Here is a 15,167-nt window from a genome sequence, read left to right as displayed (position 1 = left end):
GGTTCCGCGACGGACCGAAGGCCGAGTTCTCGGTGGACGAACCCATCGCGAACTCGTCGAGGTTGGTCTTGCCGACCATCACCATCCGGGCGTCGCGCAGCTGAGCCCAGCAGGTCGCGTCGTACGGGGGGCGGTAGCCGTCCAGCATCTTCGAGGCGGCCGTGGTCCGGATCCCCTGGGTGCAGATGATGTCCTTCACCGCCACCGGGAGCCCGGCCAGAGGGTGCAGCTGCTCACCGTCCGCGCGGGCCCGGTCCGTGCGGCGCGCGTGACGGATGGCCGCCTCCCCCGTGCGGGACAGGAAGGCATGGATACCACCCTCGGCCTCCTCGATCCGCCCGAGGACCGCCCGCGCCACCTCTTCGGCGGTGGCCTCTCCTGAGGCGACCAGCTCAACGAGCTCGGAGCCCGACCTCTCCCACAGCTGCGTCACTCGCCCTCCTCCAGGATCCGCGGGACCTTGAAGAACGGGCCCTCGGTCTCCGGCGCGTTCTCGAGGATCCGGTCGGGAGGAGGAGGCGGCACCACCACGTCGGGACGCAGGACGTTGGACAGCTCGACCGGGTGCTGGGTGGGCGGCACGTCGTCGAGCGGGAGCGACTGGATCCGCTGGGCCCGCTCGAGCACGACGGACAGCTGCTCCCCGAAGAGCTCCTTCTCCTCCTCGGTCAGCTCGAGCCGCGCGAGCCGGGCGACGTGCTCAACCTCTTCGCGTGAGATAGCCATGGAGAGAAGCCTACTGGGAGGGGAGCAGGTCGAGCAGTCCTGGTTCGTCGAGGGTCGCCAGGCCCAGCTCGGCCGCCTTCTCCGCCTTCGAGCCCGGGTTGTCCCCGACCACCACGTAGTCGGTGCGCTTCGAGACGCTCCCCGTCACCTTGCCTCCGGCCGCCTCGATCCTGCGCTTGGCCTCCTCCCGGCTCATCTGCTCGAGCGTCCCGGTGATGACGAAGGTCTTGCCGGTGAGGGGCCCCTCGGCGCGCCGTCGCTCCTCGTGCAGCCTCACCCCGGACCCCCGCAGCTTGCGGATCAGCTCCCTCGTCTGGTCGCGGTCGAAGAACTCCCGGACCGAGGCCGCGATCACGGGCCCGATGCCCTCCACGGCCGCGATCTCCTCCTCGGGGGCCTCCACGATCGCGTCGACGGACCCGAACCGATCGGCCAGGGCGGCCGCGGCGGCGGGCCCCACGTACAGGATCCCGAGCCCGTTGAGCAGGTGGTCCAACGGGCGCACCTTCGCGCGTTCTATGGCCCCCAGCAGGTTCTGGACGGATCGCTCCTTGAACCCCGGGAGCTCGGACAGCTGGTCGGCGGTCAGCGAGTACACGTCGGCCGGATCGGACAGCATCCCTCGCTCGATCAGCGCCGCGATGGTCTTCTCCCCGAGGTGGTCGATGTCCATCCCCGAGCGGGAGGCGAAGTGGAATATCCGTCCGAGGACCTGCGCCGGACAGGAGAGGTTGGGACACCGGGTCACGACCTCGCCCTCCTTGCGGACGAGCCCGGTCCCGCACGAAGGACACTCGGTCGGCATCCGGAACGGACGCTCCGACCCATCGCGCTTCGACGCGATCGGTGCGACGACCTCGGGGATGACGTCCCCCGCCCGGCGCACGACGACCGTGTCCCCTACCCGGACGTCCTTCAGCGCGACCATGTCCGGGTTGTGCAGGGTGGCCTGGGAGACGGTGACGCCCCCGACGAAGACCGGCTCGAGGACGGCGAACGGCGTGATCGCGCCGGTCCGCCCGATCGAGGGCTTTATGTCGAGAAGCTTGGTGGTCTTCTCCTCGGGGGGGAACTTGAACGCGATCGCCCAGCGGGGGGCCTTCGAGGTCTCCCCCAGGTCGAACCGCTCGTCGGCGCGGTCCACCTTCACGACCACGCCGTCGATCTCGTGGTCCATCGAGTGGCGTCGCTGCTGGGTGCGGTCGCAGTACCGCTGGACCTCCCGCAGCGATCCGAGGCGCTGGGCGTCCGGATGGGTGCGCAGGCCTATGGACCGCAGCCATTCGAGCGTCTCGGAGTAGGAGGCGAGCTCCACCCCGTCGACGCGCACGACCCCGTGCACGTAGATGGAGAGAGGGCGAGAGGCGGTGATCCGCGGGTCCTTCTGGCGCAGTGTGCCGGCGGCCGCGTTGCGCGGGTTCGAGAACAGGTTCTTCCCCTGCTCCCCGAGGTCGGCGTTGATCCGCTCGAAGTCGGCGAGCGAGAGGAAGACCTCGCCGCGCACCTCGAGCCAGGCCGGGGGGTCGTCGGTACGCAGCCTCTGGGGGAGCGACTCGACGGTCCGGACGTTGGCGGTCACGTCCTCGCCGACCGTCCCGTCTCCCCGCGTCGCACCGCGCACGTACCGGCCGTCCTCGTACACGACGGCCACCGAGACCCCGTCGATCTTCGGCTCGCACACGTAGGCCTCCGGCGTTCGTCCGAGCCCTCGGACGACCCTCTGCTCCCAGGCCTCCAGCTCCCCGAAGTCGAACGCGTTGTCCAGCGATAGCAGCCGGTACGAGTGGCGGACCGGAGCGAACAGCTCCGACGGGGGAGCCCCCACACGTTGGGAGGGTGAATCGGCCGTGAGCAGCTCGGGGTGCGTCTGCTCGATGCCCTCGAGCTCGCGCATGAGCTGGTCGTACTCGGCGTCGGAGATCTCGGGTGAGTCGAGGACGTGGTAGCGGTACGAGTGGTACTCGATCTGGGCGCGCAGCTCCTCGACGCGCTTGCGGGCGTCGGTGAGCTCCGCCTCCTCGGCCTTCTCGCCTCTGGGCCGCTGGTCCTGCGTGGGCACGGCTCAGGATAGCCGCGAGGTACGACCGGTCAGGGCACCACCGCGACCCATCCGAGGTCCGCGCGCACGCCGATCCGGCGCGGAGAACCCGGCTCCCGCGCCCCCACCCGAGCCACCCGTCCGGCGGGGTCGACGAAGACGATGGACGACCCGTCTGCGGTCCAGGACATGTCCGCCACCTCACCCGGGACGATCGTCACCACCTCCTCGGGGGCGCCGAACGAGAAGATCCCCTCCCGTCCGTCGGCCAGGGTGCCGGCCACGGCAAGCACCCCGGACGGGCTGACCGCGGCGCGGGTGAACGCGCCGTTCGGCCCGATCGGCTCGGACCGGCGATCGCGGACCCGATGCAGCTCCAGTCGGAAGCCCCTCTGCAGGAGGAGCTGGGCGCCGTCCGGGGAGGCGGCGAGCGGCCGCGCGTCACCCAGGTCCTGCGCCACGGAGGGCGGGGCGGCTCCCACGTCCAGCAGGGTCGCGGTGACCGGTTCGCCCCCTGGTCCGCTCAGGCGGACGGCGATCGTCGACCGGCTCACCCAGACCGGGGAGCCGTCGGCCAGGGTCGCTCCGGCGGGGAGGAGGGTCCGGCCGCCCGCGACCAGGACACCCCCGCGCTCCACGGTGAGCCGGCCTCCGGGAGCGAACGCGACGGGCCGTCCGGTCGCCACGGCTCGTGTCTCCCCCGTGCGGAGGTCGGTCGTCCAGGCCTCGCCGCCCGCGTGGAAGGCGACCTCGCGCTGGGAGGCCACCGGCCCCCCGGCCCCGGCCGGCCAGGCCGCCACCCGCCGGGTCTGCCCGGACCCGAGCTCCCGTGCCCAGAGCGCGCCCTCGGTCACGTAGAGCAGGCGTCCGGGGGACGGTGGGTCGCGGAGCCCGGTCAGCGCCCAGGTGGCCGCGGACCCGAGGCCGAGCACGAGGAGGAGGCCGACGAAGAGGCGGCCCCGGCTGAACTCAGCGCGCGCGGGCGATGACTCCGCCACCCACGACCTCGTCCCCCGAGTACAGGACGACGGACTGGCCCGGGGCCACCGCTCGGACCGGCCGCTCGAACGTCAGGCCGAACCCCGCGGCCGTCGACGTGAACACGGCCCGGACCGGCTCCCCCCGGTACCGGACCACGGCTTCGAGCTCGGCGCCGTCCGGGGGCGGAGAGACCGTGAATCGGGGCCGCTCCGCCTCCAGGCCGGCTGCGTACAAGCGGTCGGGTCCGTCCACGACGAGCGCGTTGCGCTCCGGGTCCATCGCGACCACGTACCGCGGCTCTCCCACCGCCACGCGCAGCCCCCGCCTCTGGCCGACCGTGTAGCGGGCGAGGCCGCGGTGGGTCCCGACCACGGCGCCGTCCGCGTCGAGGATCTCGCCGGGCCTGACGGCATCGGGCCGCCGCTCCCCGACCAGGTCGCCGGGGGTAGTCCCCTCCGGGACGAAGCAGACCTCCACGGAGTCCTCCCGCCCGGCGTTCGGGAGCCCGAGTTCCCGGGCGAGCGCCCTGACCTCGTCCTTCGACGAGACCTCCCCGAGCGGGAAACGGACGCGGCGCAGGGCGTCCTGGCCCAGCGCGTACAGGACGTAGGACTGGTCGCGTTCGGACGCGCAGGCCCGGTGCAGCCGGTAAGTGCCGTCGTGGCCCGCCACGCGGGCGTAGTGGCCGGTGACGACCCCGTCGAACCCGAGCGCGGTGGTCCGGGCGAGGAGGGAGCCGAAGCGCACCTTCTCGTTGCACAGCACGCAAGGGTTCGGGGTGCGCCCCGACGCGTAGGCCTCGACGAACGGGTCCACGACCTCGCGCGCGAAATCGTCGCGGAAGTCGAGCGTGTAGTGCGCGATCCCGAGCACGTCGGCGGCGCGCCGCGCGTCGGCCACCGCGTCGAGGGTGCAGCAACCCTTCGTGAGGCGCGCGGCCTCGTCGGGGTGCTCCCACTGCTTCATCGTCACCCCGACGACCTCGTGGCCCCCCCGGAGAGCCAGGGCCGCGGCCACCGCCGAGTCCACGCCGCCGGACATCGCGGCGATCAGGCGCGCCATCAGGACCTCGCGAACGACCTCAGCCGCTCGACCGCCTTCGGGAGCTCGGCGCAGACCGCGTCGATATCGGCCTCCGTCGTGTCACGCCCGACCGTGAAGCGGAGCGCGCCGGCCGCCCACTCCCGGGCGACCCCGCAGGCGGCGAGCACGTAGGAGGGCTCGGGCGAACCCGACTGGCACGCCGAGCCGGTGGACGCGCAGATCCCGGCCGCGTCCAGCATCAGCAGGACGTCCTCCCCGACCACGCTCCGGATCGAGACGTGGAGGTTGTGGGGCACGCGGTGCGTCGGGTGCCCGTTTCGCCGGATGTCGGGTATCGACTCCGAGAGCCGCTCCCACATCCCGTCGCGCAGCTGCATCCACCGGGGCGCCTGATGCGGCAGGTCGCGCACGACGGTCTCGGCGGCGACCCCGAAACCCACGATCCCCGCCACGTTCTCGGTGCCAGACCGTCGCCCCCGCTCCTGTCCCCCGCCGTGGAGCACAGGCACGAGCTTCGTCCCTCTCCTGACGTAGAGGGCCCCTACCCCCTTCGGACCCCCCACCTTGTGGGCCGAGAACCCGGCCAGGTCCACCCCGAGCTCCCGGACGTCCACCGGGATCTTCCCGAGCGCCTGCACGGCGTCCGTGTACGTGAGGACCCCGTGCTCCCGGCAGAGCGCAGCCACCTCGGCCACGGGCTGGACCGTCCCGATCTCGTTGTTGACGAGCATCAGCGCGACGAGGACCGTGTCGTCCCGCAGACGACGCGCGACCTCGTCGGGGTCGACGCGGCCGGTGGCGTCCACCGGGATGTGCTCCACCTCGAAACCCTGGGTGCCCAACCAGTCGGCCGAGTCGAGGACCGCATGGTGCTCGAGCGCGGGGAGCAGGACATGGCGGCCGCGGTCCCGCAGGACCCATGCCGTGCCCTTCACGGCCAGGTTGCCCGCCTCCGTCCCTCCCCCGGTGAACACGAGCTCCTCGGGGGCGCACCCCACGGCGGAGGCGAGGCGCTCGCGCGCCTCGTCGACGCCCTGCCGCGCGCGCCGGCCCGGCCCGTAGATCGACGAAGGGTTCCCCCACACGTCCGTCAGGTAGGGGAGCATCGCGTCTCGGACCTCGGGCAGGACGGGCGACGTCGCTGCGTGGTCGAGGTAGTGCACGCACCCATGATATCGGGGCCGCCGGGCGGGTCCCGCGTGACGCACCCGGCCCGCGCGAGGACGGTAAACTCCCCGCATCTTGCGCGCGGCATCCGAACCTCAACCCGGCGCCGTGCCGACGAGCTCCCCAGAGCCGTACCGCGCAGCGCGAGCCGAGGCCTTCGCCGCTTGGGCGGCCGAGGCGCTGGCGCAGCGCGAGCGTCGATGGGTGATCGATATCGGGTGCGGCGTCGGAACGAGAGCGGCGCGGCTCGCGTCGGCCGGTGCGCGCGTGCTCGGGGTGGACGAGGACGACGCCGCGCTGAGGGAGGCCTTCCGCCGCTACAGCGGACCCTCGGTCACGTTCCGGCGCGCTCCGCTCCCGCGCGTGGACGAGCCTCAGCATTCGTTCGACGCTGCCGTGTGCGACGGGATGCTCGAGCGTCTCGCCGACCCGATGCGCCTCCTGGACGAGATCCGTCGGCTCCTGCGCCCGGGTGGTCTGCTCGTCCTGCGGACCCCCAACCGCCTGACCGCCTCCCCGGGCCGGACCCGTCCCATCGACGGCTCCCACGCCTGGCAGTACACCCCCGACGAGCTCTTCCACCTCCTCCGCCGCCGGATGGGCGAGGTGCGGATGTTCGGGATATGGCACGGGCGGCGCCTGCGCTGGGTGGAGCGGGCGGCCGGCGAGGCGTTGCCCCTGCTGCTGGACCGCGTCGCGCCCCCGGACCGGGCCCCGTGGATACGGGCTTCGCTGGTAGGGCTGCGCCCGGGGGATTTCCAGATCGGACCGGGCGACGTCAGATCCGCCATCGACCTCGTCGCGATCGCGGAAGCTCGTACCCGCGATGCCTGAACCCGAGGCGCGGTTCGACCCGCTCGGCCGCCGCTGGGTCATGCTCGCCCCGGACCGCGCCAACCGGGGGGCGCCGGACCCCGTGGCGCCGGACGAGGAGGCGGGCCCGTGTGACTTCTGTGCGGGCCGTGAGGACCGGACCCCCCCGCAGACCTACGCGGTGACCGACGAGGAGGGACGCTGGGTCGTCCGCGCCTTCCCCAACCTCTACCCGGGGACCCCTTTCCACGAGGTGGTCGTCCACGGCCCCGACCACGACACCGATATCGAGCGGCTGCCCCCCGAGCACCGCCTGCAGATCCTGCTCGCCTACCGCGACCGCATCGCGGCCTCGGGCCGGTCGTGCACGATCGCGGCGTTCAACCGCGGCCGCGAGGCAGGTGCGTCGAGGTCCCACGAGCACAGCCAGGTCTTCGGGGTCGACGTGGTGCCCCCCGTCCTGCAGCGGGAGACCGAGGCCTTCCGCGACGACCCGTGCGTGCTCTGCGGCCTCGTCGACGACGTGCACCATGTCTCGACCCACGGCGAGGTGCGCCTGGCCGTCCACCCCGCCCCCATCGCTCCGCGCGAGATCCTCGTCGTCCCGCCGTGCGCGCAGCGGCTGGAGGAGGCGTCCACCGATGTCCTGCGCGACGCCGGCAACGCGATCGCCGACGCCCTGAGACGCCTCCGCGTCCTGTACGGGAGCCGGGTCCCGCTCAACCTCGTGCTGCACACGGCACCGGACGGAGCCGAGGGGTTCCACTGGCACGCCCACCTGATACCGCGGATGTTCGTACCGGGCGCGCTCGAGCTGGGAGCCGAGCTCCCGCTCGTGGCGGCCGACCCGGCCGCCGACGCCGCCGCGCTGCGAGACGCGTGACGGGCGGTACGGTGAAGGCATGGGACTGACCTACCGCGACATCGCGCCCTACGCCGAGCTCGAGGCGTCGGCGCTCGCCGACCGCGTACGGGAGCTCGCGCGCGCCCGCAACGCGGTCATCCTCGCCCACAACTACCAGGTGCCCGAGGTTCAGGACGTGGCGGACTACGTGGGCGACTCGCTCGGACTGTCCAGGCAGGCGGCCGAGACAGACGCGGACGTGATCGTCTTCTGCGGCGTCCATTTCATGGCCGAGACGGCGGCCATCCTGTCCCCCGACAAGACCGTGCTCCTCCCCGACCTCGACGCCGGCTGCTCGCTCTCGGACACGATGACCGCCGACGACCTGCGGGCGTGGAAAGCGCAGTACCCGGGGGCCGTCGTCGTGACCTACGTGAACTGCAGCGCCGAGGTGAAGGCGGAGTCCGACTACTGCTGCACGTCCGGCAACGCGCGCGGGGTGATCGAGGCGATCCCGCCGGACGCGGAGACCCTCTTCGGTCCGGACATGTTCCTCGGCGCGTGGCTCGAGGAGGTCACCGGACGCAAGATGCACATCTGGATGGGCGAGTGCCATGTGCATGCAGGGATCGAGCCGGCCGATATCGGACGCATGCGGGCCGAGAACCCCGACTCGGAGCTCTTGATCCACCCCGAGTGCGGGTGCGTGAGCCGCACGATGTACGACCTGGCCACCGGCGCCCTCGAAGCGGAGGGCACCCACATCCTGTCCACGGAGGGGATGATCCGGCGGGCGAAGGAGTCACCGGTCGGTTCGTTCGTGGTCGCCACGGAGACGGGGATCCTCCACCGCATGGCCAAGGAGGCGCCCGGGAAGAGGTTCCTCCCCGTGAGCACCGGCGCGGTCTGCGGCTACATGAAGAAGATCACGCTGCCGAAGGTGGCCTGGTCGCTGGACAACATGCAGCACGTGGTGACCGTCCCCCCCGACATCGCCGAGCGCGCCAAGCGCGCGCTGGACCGCATGGTCGCGATCTCCTGATCAGGAGGACCTCGCGGCCCTCAGCTCGCGGCGGACCTTCTTCCAGTCCGAGACCTTCGTCGAGAACAGGACGTCGGTGACGATCTGCAGCACCCCGACCCCCACGAGCAGAGGGACGAGGCCCCGCCACAGCCCCCGGTCCGCGGCGCTCGGGATCAACGCGAACGGGAGGATCTTCGTCACCACCGCACCGGACGCGTGCATCAGCGCGCGGCGGCGCGGGGGCACGCGCAGGTACGTGGCGTAGTCGGTCTTCACGCCCGGGCGCGGCGGCGGCGGACCGCCGAGGAAGACGTGGGTGAACCGCATGCCGAAGGCGCGCCCGGTGACGTGGTGGGCGAGGCTGTGCGACCCCACGAGGAGGGCACCGAAGCCGGCCAGGAACGCAGCGGTGCCGACAGGGTGCTCCCCTATCCGCGGCGCGACCACGACCAGGACGGCTCCCGAGATGGTTGCCACCCACAGCCCAGCCAGCCCCGGTCCGAGCGGCACCCGGAGCCGCACCCCCCTCTCGAACGCCATCCGGTCGATGCGTCCGATCCGTTCGGCGAACGCCTCGACCAGCTCCGGACGCCGCCGCACCTCCGACACAGCGCGCCAGAACCCCGTCCCTCCGAGCCCCTGCCCGAGCAGCACGGACCGCTCCGCCCGGTCGAGCGCCTCGGCGATGGCCTGCTCATCCATCGCTGCCCCCGAACGCGGGCGCGAGCATGCGCGCTATCCGTCCGGCCGCCTCGAAGAGCGCCTCGGCCTTCGTCTGGTCGCGCTCGAGGTGCCAGAGCAGGTTCACGCCCAGGGTGAGCGACACCACCATGAACGCCGCGGTCCGGGGGGGCAGGACCGACGAGAGCCCGGCCCGGTCCAGCGGCTCCCGGACCGACTCCTCGACGAAATCGATCCACGGATCCATCCGCGCGACGACCTCCGGCCCCAGGTCGGGCCTGGACAGGCTCCCGGCGATCATCTCGGACACGACCGTCACATGGCCCGAGGCGAGATCATCCCGGTAGAGGCGCGTTGCGGAGGCGACCTTCTCCTCGACGCTCTCGGCGGCCGCGAGCGCCGCCCGGTAGGCGCTGAGTCTGCGTTCGCTCGTCCGGTCGAGCGCGGCGAGCAGGAGATCGTTCAGGGTCCCGAAGTGATAGAAGATCAACGCCTGGTTGAACCCTCCACGACGGGCGATCGCCCGGGCTGACGTCCCGGCGAAGCCTTCCTCCTTGAGGGTCTCGAGGCACGCCTCGACTATCCGGTCCTTCGTCGTCTGCTCGGCCACCGCCTCGATCATGCCGCCCTCCCCCGAGCGCGTCGAGCCGGGTCGGGTCGGGAGCCCGCCGCTCCGGCTTCTCGCTGTGTGTTTTGAGCATCTGCTTTGAGCATCTGCTCAAGTATGGGCGCGGCGGCATCGAACCGTCAAGTGGGGCGGGCTCAGAAGCGGGGCTGCTCCCGGTACCGACCGTAGACCTGCGCCATGGCCTCGGAGATCTCGCCGACCGTGGCGTAGGCGCGTACCGCGTCGAGGATGTGTGGGATCAGGTTCTCCCCGTCGCGTCCGGCCGCGTCCGTCAGAGCCGCCAGCGCGGCGCTGCACGCGGCGCCGTCGCGGTCGGCGCGCAGCTGCTTGAGGTCGGCGATCGCCCGGTCCTCCACGTCCTGCGGTATTCGGAGGAACTCGGGCGTGCCCTGGACCGTCTCCGTGAACGCGTTGACCCCCACCTGGATCTGACGTCCGGCGTCGAAGCGCTGCTGCTGCCGGTAGGCGGCCTCCGCGATCTCCATCTGGAAGAAGCCGTCCTCGATCCCCTTCAGCGTGCCCTCGAGCATGGAGCCGTCACCCATCTTCTCGATGCGGCGGAAGTAGTCCTCCGCCTCCTCCTCGATACGGTCGGTGAGCGACTCGATGAACCACGAACCGCCGAGTGGATCGATCACGTTCGCGACGCCGGTCTCGTACGCGATCACCTGCTGGGTGCGCAGGGCGATCTCCACCGCCTCCTCCGAGGGGAGCGCGAAGACCTCGTCGAGGGAGTTGGTGTGCAGCGACTGGCACCCGCCGATCACACCCGCCAGCGCCTCGAGCGCCGTCCGGACCACGTTGTTGTACGGCTGCTGAAGCGTGAGCGAGCACCCGGCCGTCTGGACGTGGAACCGGCAGAGCATCGCCTTCGGGTTCGTGGCCCCGTAGCGATCCCTCATCCAGCGGGCCCAGATGCGCCGGGCGGCGCGGAACTTGGCTATCTCTTCGAAGAAGTCGATGTGGGAGTTGAAGAAGAACGAGAGCTGCGGGACGAAGACGTTCACGTCCAGACCGCGATCCACCCCGAGCTCCACGTAGGAGAACCCGTCGGCGAGCGTGAAGGCGAGCTCCTGCGCGGCCGTCGAGCCGGCCTCCCGGATGTGGTACCCGGACACCGAGATCGGGTGGTACTTCGGGAGGTGGTCGGCGCAGTACTCCATCATGTCGCCGATCAGCCGCAGGTGCGGTCGCGGCGGGTACACCCACTCCTTCTGGGCGATGTACTCCTTCAGGATGTCGGTCTGGCAGGTGCCGTCGAGCCGGTCGAAGGGCACCCCCTGCTTCTCCGCCACCGCCAGGTACATGCAGAAGAGGATCGCCGCCGGACCGGAGATGGTCATCGACACGGAAACCTCCCCGAGCGGGATCGAGTCGAAGAGCGTCTCCATGTCCTTCAGGGAGGCGACCGCCGCGCCGCACCGTCCCACCTCGCCGACCGAGAGCGGGTCGTCGGGGTCGCGGCCCATGAGCGTCGGCATGTCGAAGGCCACCGAGAGTCCGGTCTGGCCCTGCTCGAGGAGGAACCGGTAGCGCTGGTTGGTGTCCGCGGCCGACCCGAACCCGGCGAACTGGCGCATCGTCCACAGGCGCCCCCGGTGTCCGGACGTGTACACGCCCCGCGTGTAGGGGTACTCGCCCGGGAACCCTATGGAGGTCGCGTGGTCACGGTCCTTGGAGTCGAGGGGCGTGTAGAGCGGCTTGAGGGGGATCCCGCCGAGCGTCTCGAAATCGGCGTCACGCTCGGGCGCCGCCTCGTAGGCCTGCTGCCAGTCGAGCGCCTCACGTTCCAGGTCGTCCATCGATCCCCCTCCGGTGACGTCTGCCCCCCCAGGGTACCGCTACATCCCGGATAGGAGCCGGTCGGCCGCGGTGTAGGGGTCGAGCTCGCGGTCGACGACCTGCTGGACGAGCTCGTCATACCGGGCCCCCGCCTCCCGCTCGACCCGCTCGCGCAGGCGCTCGGTGACGATAGCCAGGATCTCCGCGCCCAACCGTTGCCGCCTCCGGTCCTCGAGGCTCCCGGCCGCGGACAGGTGCTCCCGGTGGTTGGACACGGCCTCCCACAGCTCGTCCACGCCCGTCCCCTGGGTGGCCACGGTCCGGACTATGGGCGGGTTCCAGGTGGGGTCGCGTCCGTGCCCCATCTCGAGCATGTTGCGCAGGTCCCTCGCCGTGTCGTTCGCCCCGTCCTTGTCCGCCTTGTTGATGCAGAACACGTCGGCCACCTCGAGCACCCCGGCCTTCGCGGCCTGGATCGCGTCCCCCATCCCGGGCGCGACCACGACGATCGTCGTGTCCGCCTGCCCGGCCACCTCGACCTCGCTCTGCCCCACCCCCACCGTCTCGACTATGACCACGTCCTTGCCGGCGGCCTCCAGCACGCGCATGGCCTCGGGAGCCGCCAGGGACAGGCCCCCGAGATGCCCGCGGGTGGCCATCGAGCGGATGAACACCCCCTCGTCCAGCGCGTGCTCCTGCATCCGGACCCGGTCGCCGAGCAGCGCGCCGCCGGAGAACGGAGAGGTGGGGTCCACGGCCACCACGCCGACCGTGAGCCCCTTCGCGCGGACGAGCGAGATCAGCGCGTCGGTCAGGGTCGACTTGCCCGACCCCGGGGACCCGGTGATCCCGATCGTGACCGCGTGGCCGGTGTGCGGGTAGAGCGCTCGCAGTATCTCGGACGCCTGCGGGGAGCCGTTCTCGACGAGCGAGATGACCCTGGCGATCGCCCGACGGTCTCCGGTGCGCAGACGGCCGACGAGGTCCACGGCGTCTCTCACGGGTCGCCCATCCGCAGCAGCCCCTGGACACGCCGCAGCAGCTTCCGGTGGCGGACCGCACCCGCCACCCGCAGGTCTCCCCGGGCCACCTTCGCGATCATCTCCCGTCCCGCCGGCTTCAGCGGGTTCGGCATCCCGGCGATGCGGGGGACGCTCCCCATCGTCGCCAGGGTGGCCGAGTCCGCCGCCACCTCCACATCGGCCGGGACATCCTCCCCCTTCCAGACGCGGACCGCTCCGTCGCGCAGCTCGATGCCGACGGAGACGCCGACGTCGGACGCGGTGACCCGGACGACACCCGGGGGTCCGTCCAGGAGGCGGGCGAGGTGAGGACGCTGCTGCAGGTTCCCCCGGATCACGGCCCCCAGCATCTCGGCGAGCCCGGACGGCTCCGGCCCCACCACCCGGACGAGGTCGGCCGTCACTCGTCCGCGAAGGTGGTCGCGATACCGACGGCGAGGGACACGAGCTCGCGCGTGGCCTCGACGTGCTCCGCCATCCGCGGCAGGTCGCCGCGCAGCTTCAGCTTCCCCTGCACCATGGCCTTCACGGGGTCGAGCTGACCAAGCAGGACCGACTTCCACAGCGAGTAGGGAGCCGAGATCACGTAGGCGGCCCTCTCGCCGTCGTCCCGGTCCACGAGCCGGGCGTCGCGACAGGACCCGTGCCACAGGTCGACCCACGCGAGCACGTCCTCGTCGAACCCCGCCGCGGCGTCCGCCCCGATCACGTACGTGATGTCCCCCTCCCACCCGGCCGCCTTCTCGCGGTAGGACTCGCTCGAGTTGATCGCGTCGCGGTACCGCTGCAGCCACTCGTCGCTCGGGAAGGCGGGCATCAGGCGGGAGCGGCGGAGAGCGGGCGGCCGGACGCGGCCGTCCATCCGCCGAGCAGGGCGCCGATCTCGTGCAGGACGTCGGAGGCCGGACGCCGGATCGCCACGTCGGGCCGCAGCTCGGTGCAGGACGGGTTCACCTCCACGACGAGCGCCCCCCGGGCCCGGGCGGCATCGGGCAGCGCGGCCGCCGGGTAGACCTCGCACGACGTCCCGCACACGAGCAGGACATCGGCTCGGGAGACCTCTTCGATGGCCTCGTCGAGCCCCTGGACGGGCTCCCCGAACTCGACGACGTCGGACCGCCACAACCCCCCGCACTCACACCGCCTGAGCAGGTGGGCCGGGTGGGAGACCATGAACGAGCCGAGCTTCGCGATCATCTCGTCGAGGCTCGCGACCAGCTCGGCCACCGAGACGGGCTCCCGATCGTCGCAACCCGTGCAGCGGCGGCGGGCGAAGCTGCCGTGCAGCTCGACCACGCGCTCGCTCCCGGCGCGCTGGTGCAGGTTGTCCACGTTCTGGGTGACGACGGCGTGCAGGAGTCCGTCCCGCTCGAGCCGGGCCAGGGCGGCGTGTCCGGCGTTCGGCTGGGCGTCCCGCAGCGCGTCGCGCAGCTCGGCGAGGAACTCCGCTCCCTCCCACGGCTTGGCGATGGAGTACCCGAGGAGGCCTCCGCACCTCATCACCTCGTCGAGGTCGAGCCGCTCCCACAGACCGCCCGGGTCGCGGAAGGTCCCGAGCCCCGAGTCCACCGAGATGCCCGCGCCGGTGAGGGCGACCACCTTCGTCGCCTCGGCGATGCAGCGGGCAAGATGCCGGATGTCGTGATCCATGGTCGGGCCCCCAGCGGATGTTCGATGGTATCGCGACCGGCGAGGGCGGGGTGCGGGCCTACGCCTCGACGAGGTCGCCGGCGGGCGCGCGTCGTATGCGGGCACCGAGGGAGCTGAGCCGCTCCTCGAAGCGCTCGTAGCCGCGGTCGATCTGGGCGATGTTCTCCACGCTCGTCCAGCCCTCCGCGGCCAGGGCGGCGACGACCAGCGCGGCGCCCGCTCGAAGGTCGGAGGCGACCACGGGGGCCCCGGTCAGCCGCTCGACACCCCTGATCACGATGTAGTGGCCCTCCGTCCGGACATCGGCTCCCATACGGGCCAGCTCGTCGATGTACATGAACCGTCCGTCGAAGATGTTCTCGGTCACGATCGAGAGTCCACGCGCCCGTGTCAGGACGGCGACCATGAGCGGCTGGAGATCGGTCGGGAAGCCGGGGTAGGGCAGCGTGGAGACGTCGGCGGGCCGCGGACGTCCCTCCGACCTGACCCTCACCCAGTCGGGGCCGCCGTCGACCTCCATCCCGCAATCGACGAGCTTCTCGCAGACCATGTCGAGGTGCTCCGCGACGACGCCGTCGACCGTGACATCGCCGCCCGCCGCGGCGGCGGCGAACATGTAGGTCCCGGCCTCGAGACGGTCGGGCATGACCTCCTGGGAGCCGGGTCGGAGCTCCTCCACTCCCTCAACCTCGACGACCGAGGTCCCCTCGCCGGAGATCCGGGCTCCCATCGAACGGAGGAACCCCACCAGGTCGATGATCTCGGGC

At 71.8% G+C, this 15,167-nt stretch carries 17 protein-coding genes; 3 read left to right on the top strand and 14 right to left on the bottom strand.

Translation table 11 applies throughout. The features are described from left to right. From VM840_06505 to VM840_06480, 6 genes are all read right to left on the bottom strand, one after another. Positions 1-433 (bottom strand): amidase (locus tag VM840_06505; GenBank protein HVL81224.1); only part of this gene is annotated, 433 nt, incomplete at its 3' end. Then, on the bottom strand, positions 430-726 hold the full coding sequence (gatC, locus tag VM840_06500) for an Asp-tRNA(Asn)/Glu-tRNA(Gln) amidotransferase subunit GatC (protein ID HVL81223.1): 297 nt from the start codon (positions 724-726) through the stop codon (positions 430-432). The genes gatC and VM840_06505, both read right to left, overlap by 4 nt. A gap of 10 nt (positions 727-736) precedes the next feature. Continuing rightward, positions 737-2,785: an NAD-dependent DNA ligase LigA gene (ligA, locus tag VM840_06495; GenBank protein ID HVL81222.1), complete on the bottom strand. Its 2,049-nt coding sequence runs from the start codon at positions 2,783-2,785 to the stop codon at positions 737-739. 29 nt (positions 2,786-2,814) lie between these two features. After that, entirely contained in the window at positions 2,815-3,762 is a 948-nt protein-coding gene (locus VM840_06490) for a hypothetical protein (GenBank protein HVL81221.1), read from the bottom strand. After that, complete coding sequence (gene mnmA, locus VM840_06485) at positions 3,734-4,807, bottom strand: tRNA 2-thiouridine(34) synthase MnmA (protein ID HVL81220.1); 1,074 nt, start codon at positions 4,805-4,807, stop codon at positions 3,734-3,736. The genes VM840_06490 and mnmA overlap by 29 nt, the downstream gene beginning before the upstream one ends. Beyond that, positions 4,807-5,952, bottom strand: a complete 1,146-nt coding sequence (locus VM840_06480; GenBank protein ID HVL81219.1) for a cysteine desulfurase family protein — start codon at positions 5,950-5,952, stop codon at positions 4,807-4,809. Before VM840_06480 ends, mnmA begins: the two co-directional genes overlap by 1 nt. 79 nt (positions 5,953-6,031) lie before the next feature. Here VM840_06480 and VM840_06475 point away from each other — a divergent pair, with 79 nt between their 5' ends. The 3 genes from VM840_06475 to nadA are packed head-to-tail and all read left to right on the top strand — an operon-like array spanning position 6,032 to position 8,655. After that, on the top strand, positions 6,032-6,790 hold the full coding sequence (locus tag VM840_06475) for a class I SAM-dependent methyltransferase (GenBank protein ID HVL81218.1): 759 nt from the start codon (positions 6,032-6,034) through the stop codon (positions 6,788-6,790). Continuing rightward, positions 6,783-7,652 (top strand): hypothetical protein, encoded by an 870-nt coding sequence (locus VM840_06470; GenBank protein HVL81217.1) that lies wholly within the window; start codon positions 6,783-6,785, stop codon positions 7,650-7,652. The genes VM840_06475 and VM840_06470 overlap by 8 nt, the downstream gene beginning before the upstream one ends. Before the next feature lie 19 nt (positions 7,653-7,671). Continuing rightward, positions 7,672-8,655 (top strand): quinolinate synthase NadA, encoded by a 984-nt coding sequence (gene nadA, locus VM840_06465; GenBank protein ID HVL81216.1) that lies wholly within the window; start codon positions 7,672-7,674, stop codon positions 8,653-8,655. Here the strand turns inward: nadA and VM840_06460 are convergent, their stop codons facing one another. From VM840_06460 to VM840_06425, 8 genes are all read right to left on the bottom strand, one after another. Beyond that, a complete protein-coding gene (locus VM840_06460; GenBank protein ID HVL81215.1) occupies positions 8,656-9,339 on the bottom strand; it encodes a hypothetical protein in 684 nt (227 codons plus the stop codon). Next, entirely contained in the window at positions 9,332-9,940 is a 609-nt protein-coding gene (locus tag VM840_06455; protein HVL81214.1) for a TetR family transcriptional regulator, read from the bottom strand. Before VM840_06455 ends, VM840_06460 begins: the two co-directional genes overlap by 8 nt. Before the next feature lie 140 nt (positions 9,941-10,080). Then, complete coding sequence (locus tag VM840_06450; GenBank protein ID HVL81213.1) at positions 10,081-11,748, bottom strand: methylmalonyl-CoA mutase family protein; 1,668 nt, start codon at positions 11,746-11,748, stop codon at positions 10,081-10,083. 39 nt (positions 11,749-11,787) lie between these two features. Beyond that, positions 11,788-12,729 carry a methylmalonyl Co-A mutase-associated GTPase MeaB gene (gene meaB / locus VM840_06445; protein HVL81212.1) on the bottom strand — a complete coding sequence of 314 codons (942 nt, stop codon included), beginning with the start codon at positions 12,727-12,729 and terminating at the stop codon, positions 11,788-11,790. Further along, the gene (locus VM840_06440) at positions 12,726-13,154 is read right to left on the bottom strand and encodes a hypothetical protein (GenBank protein HVL81211.1); all 429 of its coding nucleotides are present in this window, start codon (positions 13,152-13,154) and stop codon (positions 12,726-12,728) included. The genes meaB and VM840_06440 overlap by 4 nt, the downstream gene beginning before the upstream one ends. Next, positions 13,151-13,612 (bottom strand): SCP2 sterol-binding domain-containing protein, encoded by a 462-nt coding sequence (locus tag VM840_06435; protein ID HVL81210.1) that lies wholly within the window; start codon positions 13,610-13,612, stop codon positions 13,151-13,153. The genes VM840_06440 and VM840_06435 overlap by 4 nt, the downstream gene beginning before the upstream one ends. Further along, positions 13,567-14,400, bottom strand: a complete 834-nt coding sequence (locus VM840_06430; GenBank protein HVL81209.1) for a Sir2 family NAD-dependent protein deacetylase — start codon at positions 14,398-14,400, stop codon at positions 13,567-13,569. Before VM840_06430 ends, VM840_06435 begins: the two co-directional genes overlap by 46 nt. Positions 14,401-14,458: 58 nt before the next feature. Continuing rightward, positions 14,459-15,167, bottom strand: a 709-nt coding sequence (locus tag VM840_06425) for a UDP-N-acetylglucosamine 1-carboxyvinyltransferase (protein HVL81208.1), incomplete at its 5' end; no start/stop codon positions are given.

This window comes from Actinomycetota bacterium, assembly GCA_035540895.1.
In the GTDB taxonomy this organism is placed as follows: Bacteria; Actinomycetota; JAICYB01; order JAICYB01; family JAICYB01; genus DATLFR01.
This window is presented reverse-complemented; position numbering and strand designations above follow the sequence as displayed.

Excerpts from the sequence above, each read along its gene's own strand:
- nadA (HVL81216.1), top strand. The coding sequence starts at position 7,672 with ATGGGACTGACCTACCGCGACATCGCGCCCTACGCCGAGCTCGAGGCG.
- gatC (HVL81223.1), bottom strand. The coding sequence starts at position 726 with ATGGCTATCTCACGCGAAGAGGTTGAGCACGTCGCCCGGCTCGCGCGG.
- VM840_06460 (HVL81215.1), bottom strand. The coding sequence starts at position 9,339 with ATGGATGAGCAGGCCATCGCCGAGGCGCTCGACCGGGCGGAGCGGTCC.
- VM840_06450 (HVL81213.1), bottom strand. The coding sequence starts at position 11,748 with ATGGACGACCTGGAACGTGAGGCGCTCGACTGGCAGCAGGCCTACGAG.
- VM840_06430 (HVL81209.1), bottom strand. The coding sequence starts at position 14,400 with ATGGATCACGACATCCGGCATCTTGCCCGCTGCATCGCCGAGGCGACG.
- VM840_06435 (HVL81210.1), bottom strand. The coding sequence starts at position 13,612 with ATGGACGGCCGCGTCCGGCCGCCCGCTCTCCGCCGCTCCCGCCTGATG.
- VM840_06470 (HVL81217.1), top strand. The coding sequence starts at position 6,783 with ATGCCTGAACCCGAGGCGCGGTTCGACCCGCTCGGCCGCCGCTGGGTC.
- mnmA (HVL81220.1), bottom strand. The coding sequence starts at position 4,807 with ATGGCGCGCCTGATCGCCGCGATGTCCGGCGGCGTGGACTCGGCGGTG.
- VM840_06455 (HVL81214.1), bottom strand. The coding sequence starts at position 9,940 with ATGATCGAGGCGGTGGCCGAGCAGACGACGAAGGACCGGATAGTCGAG.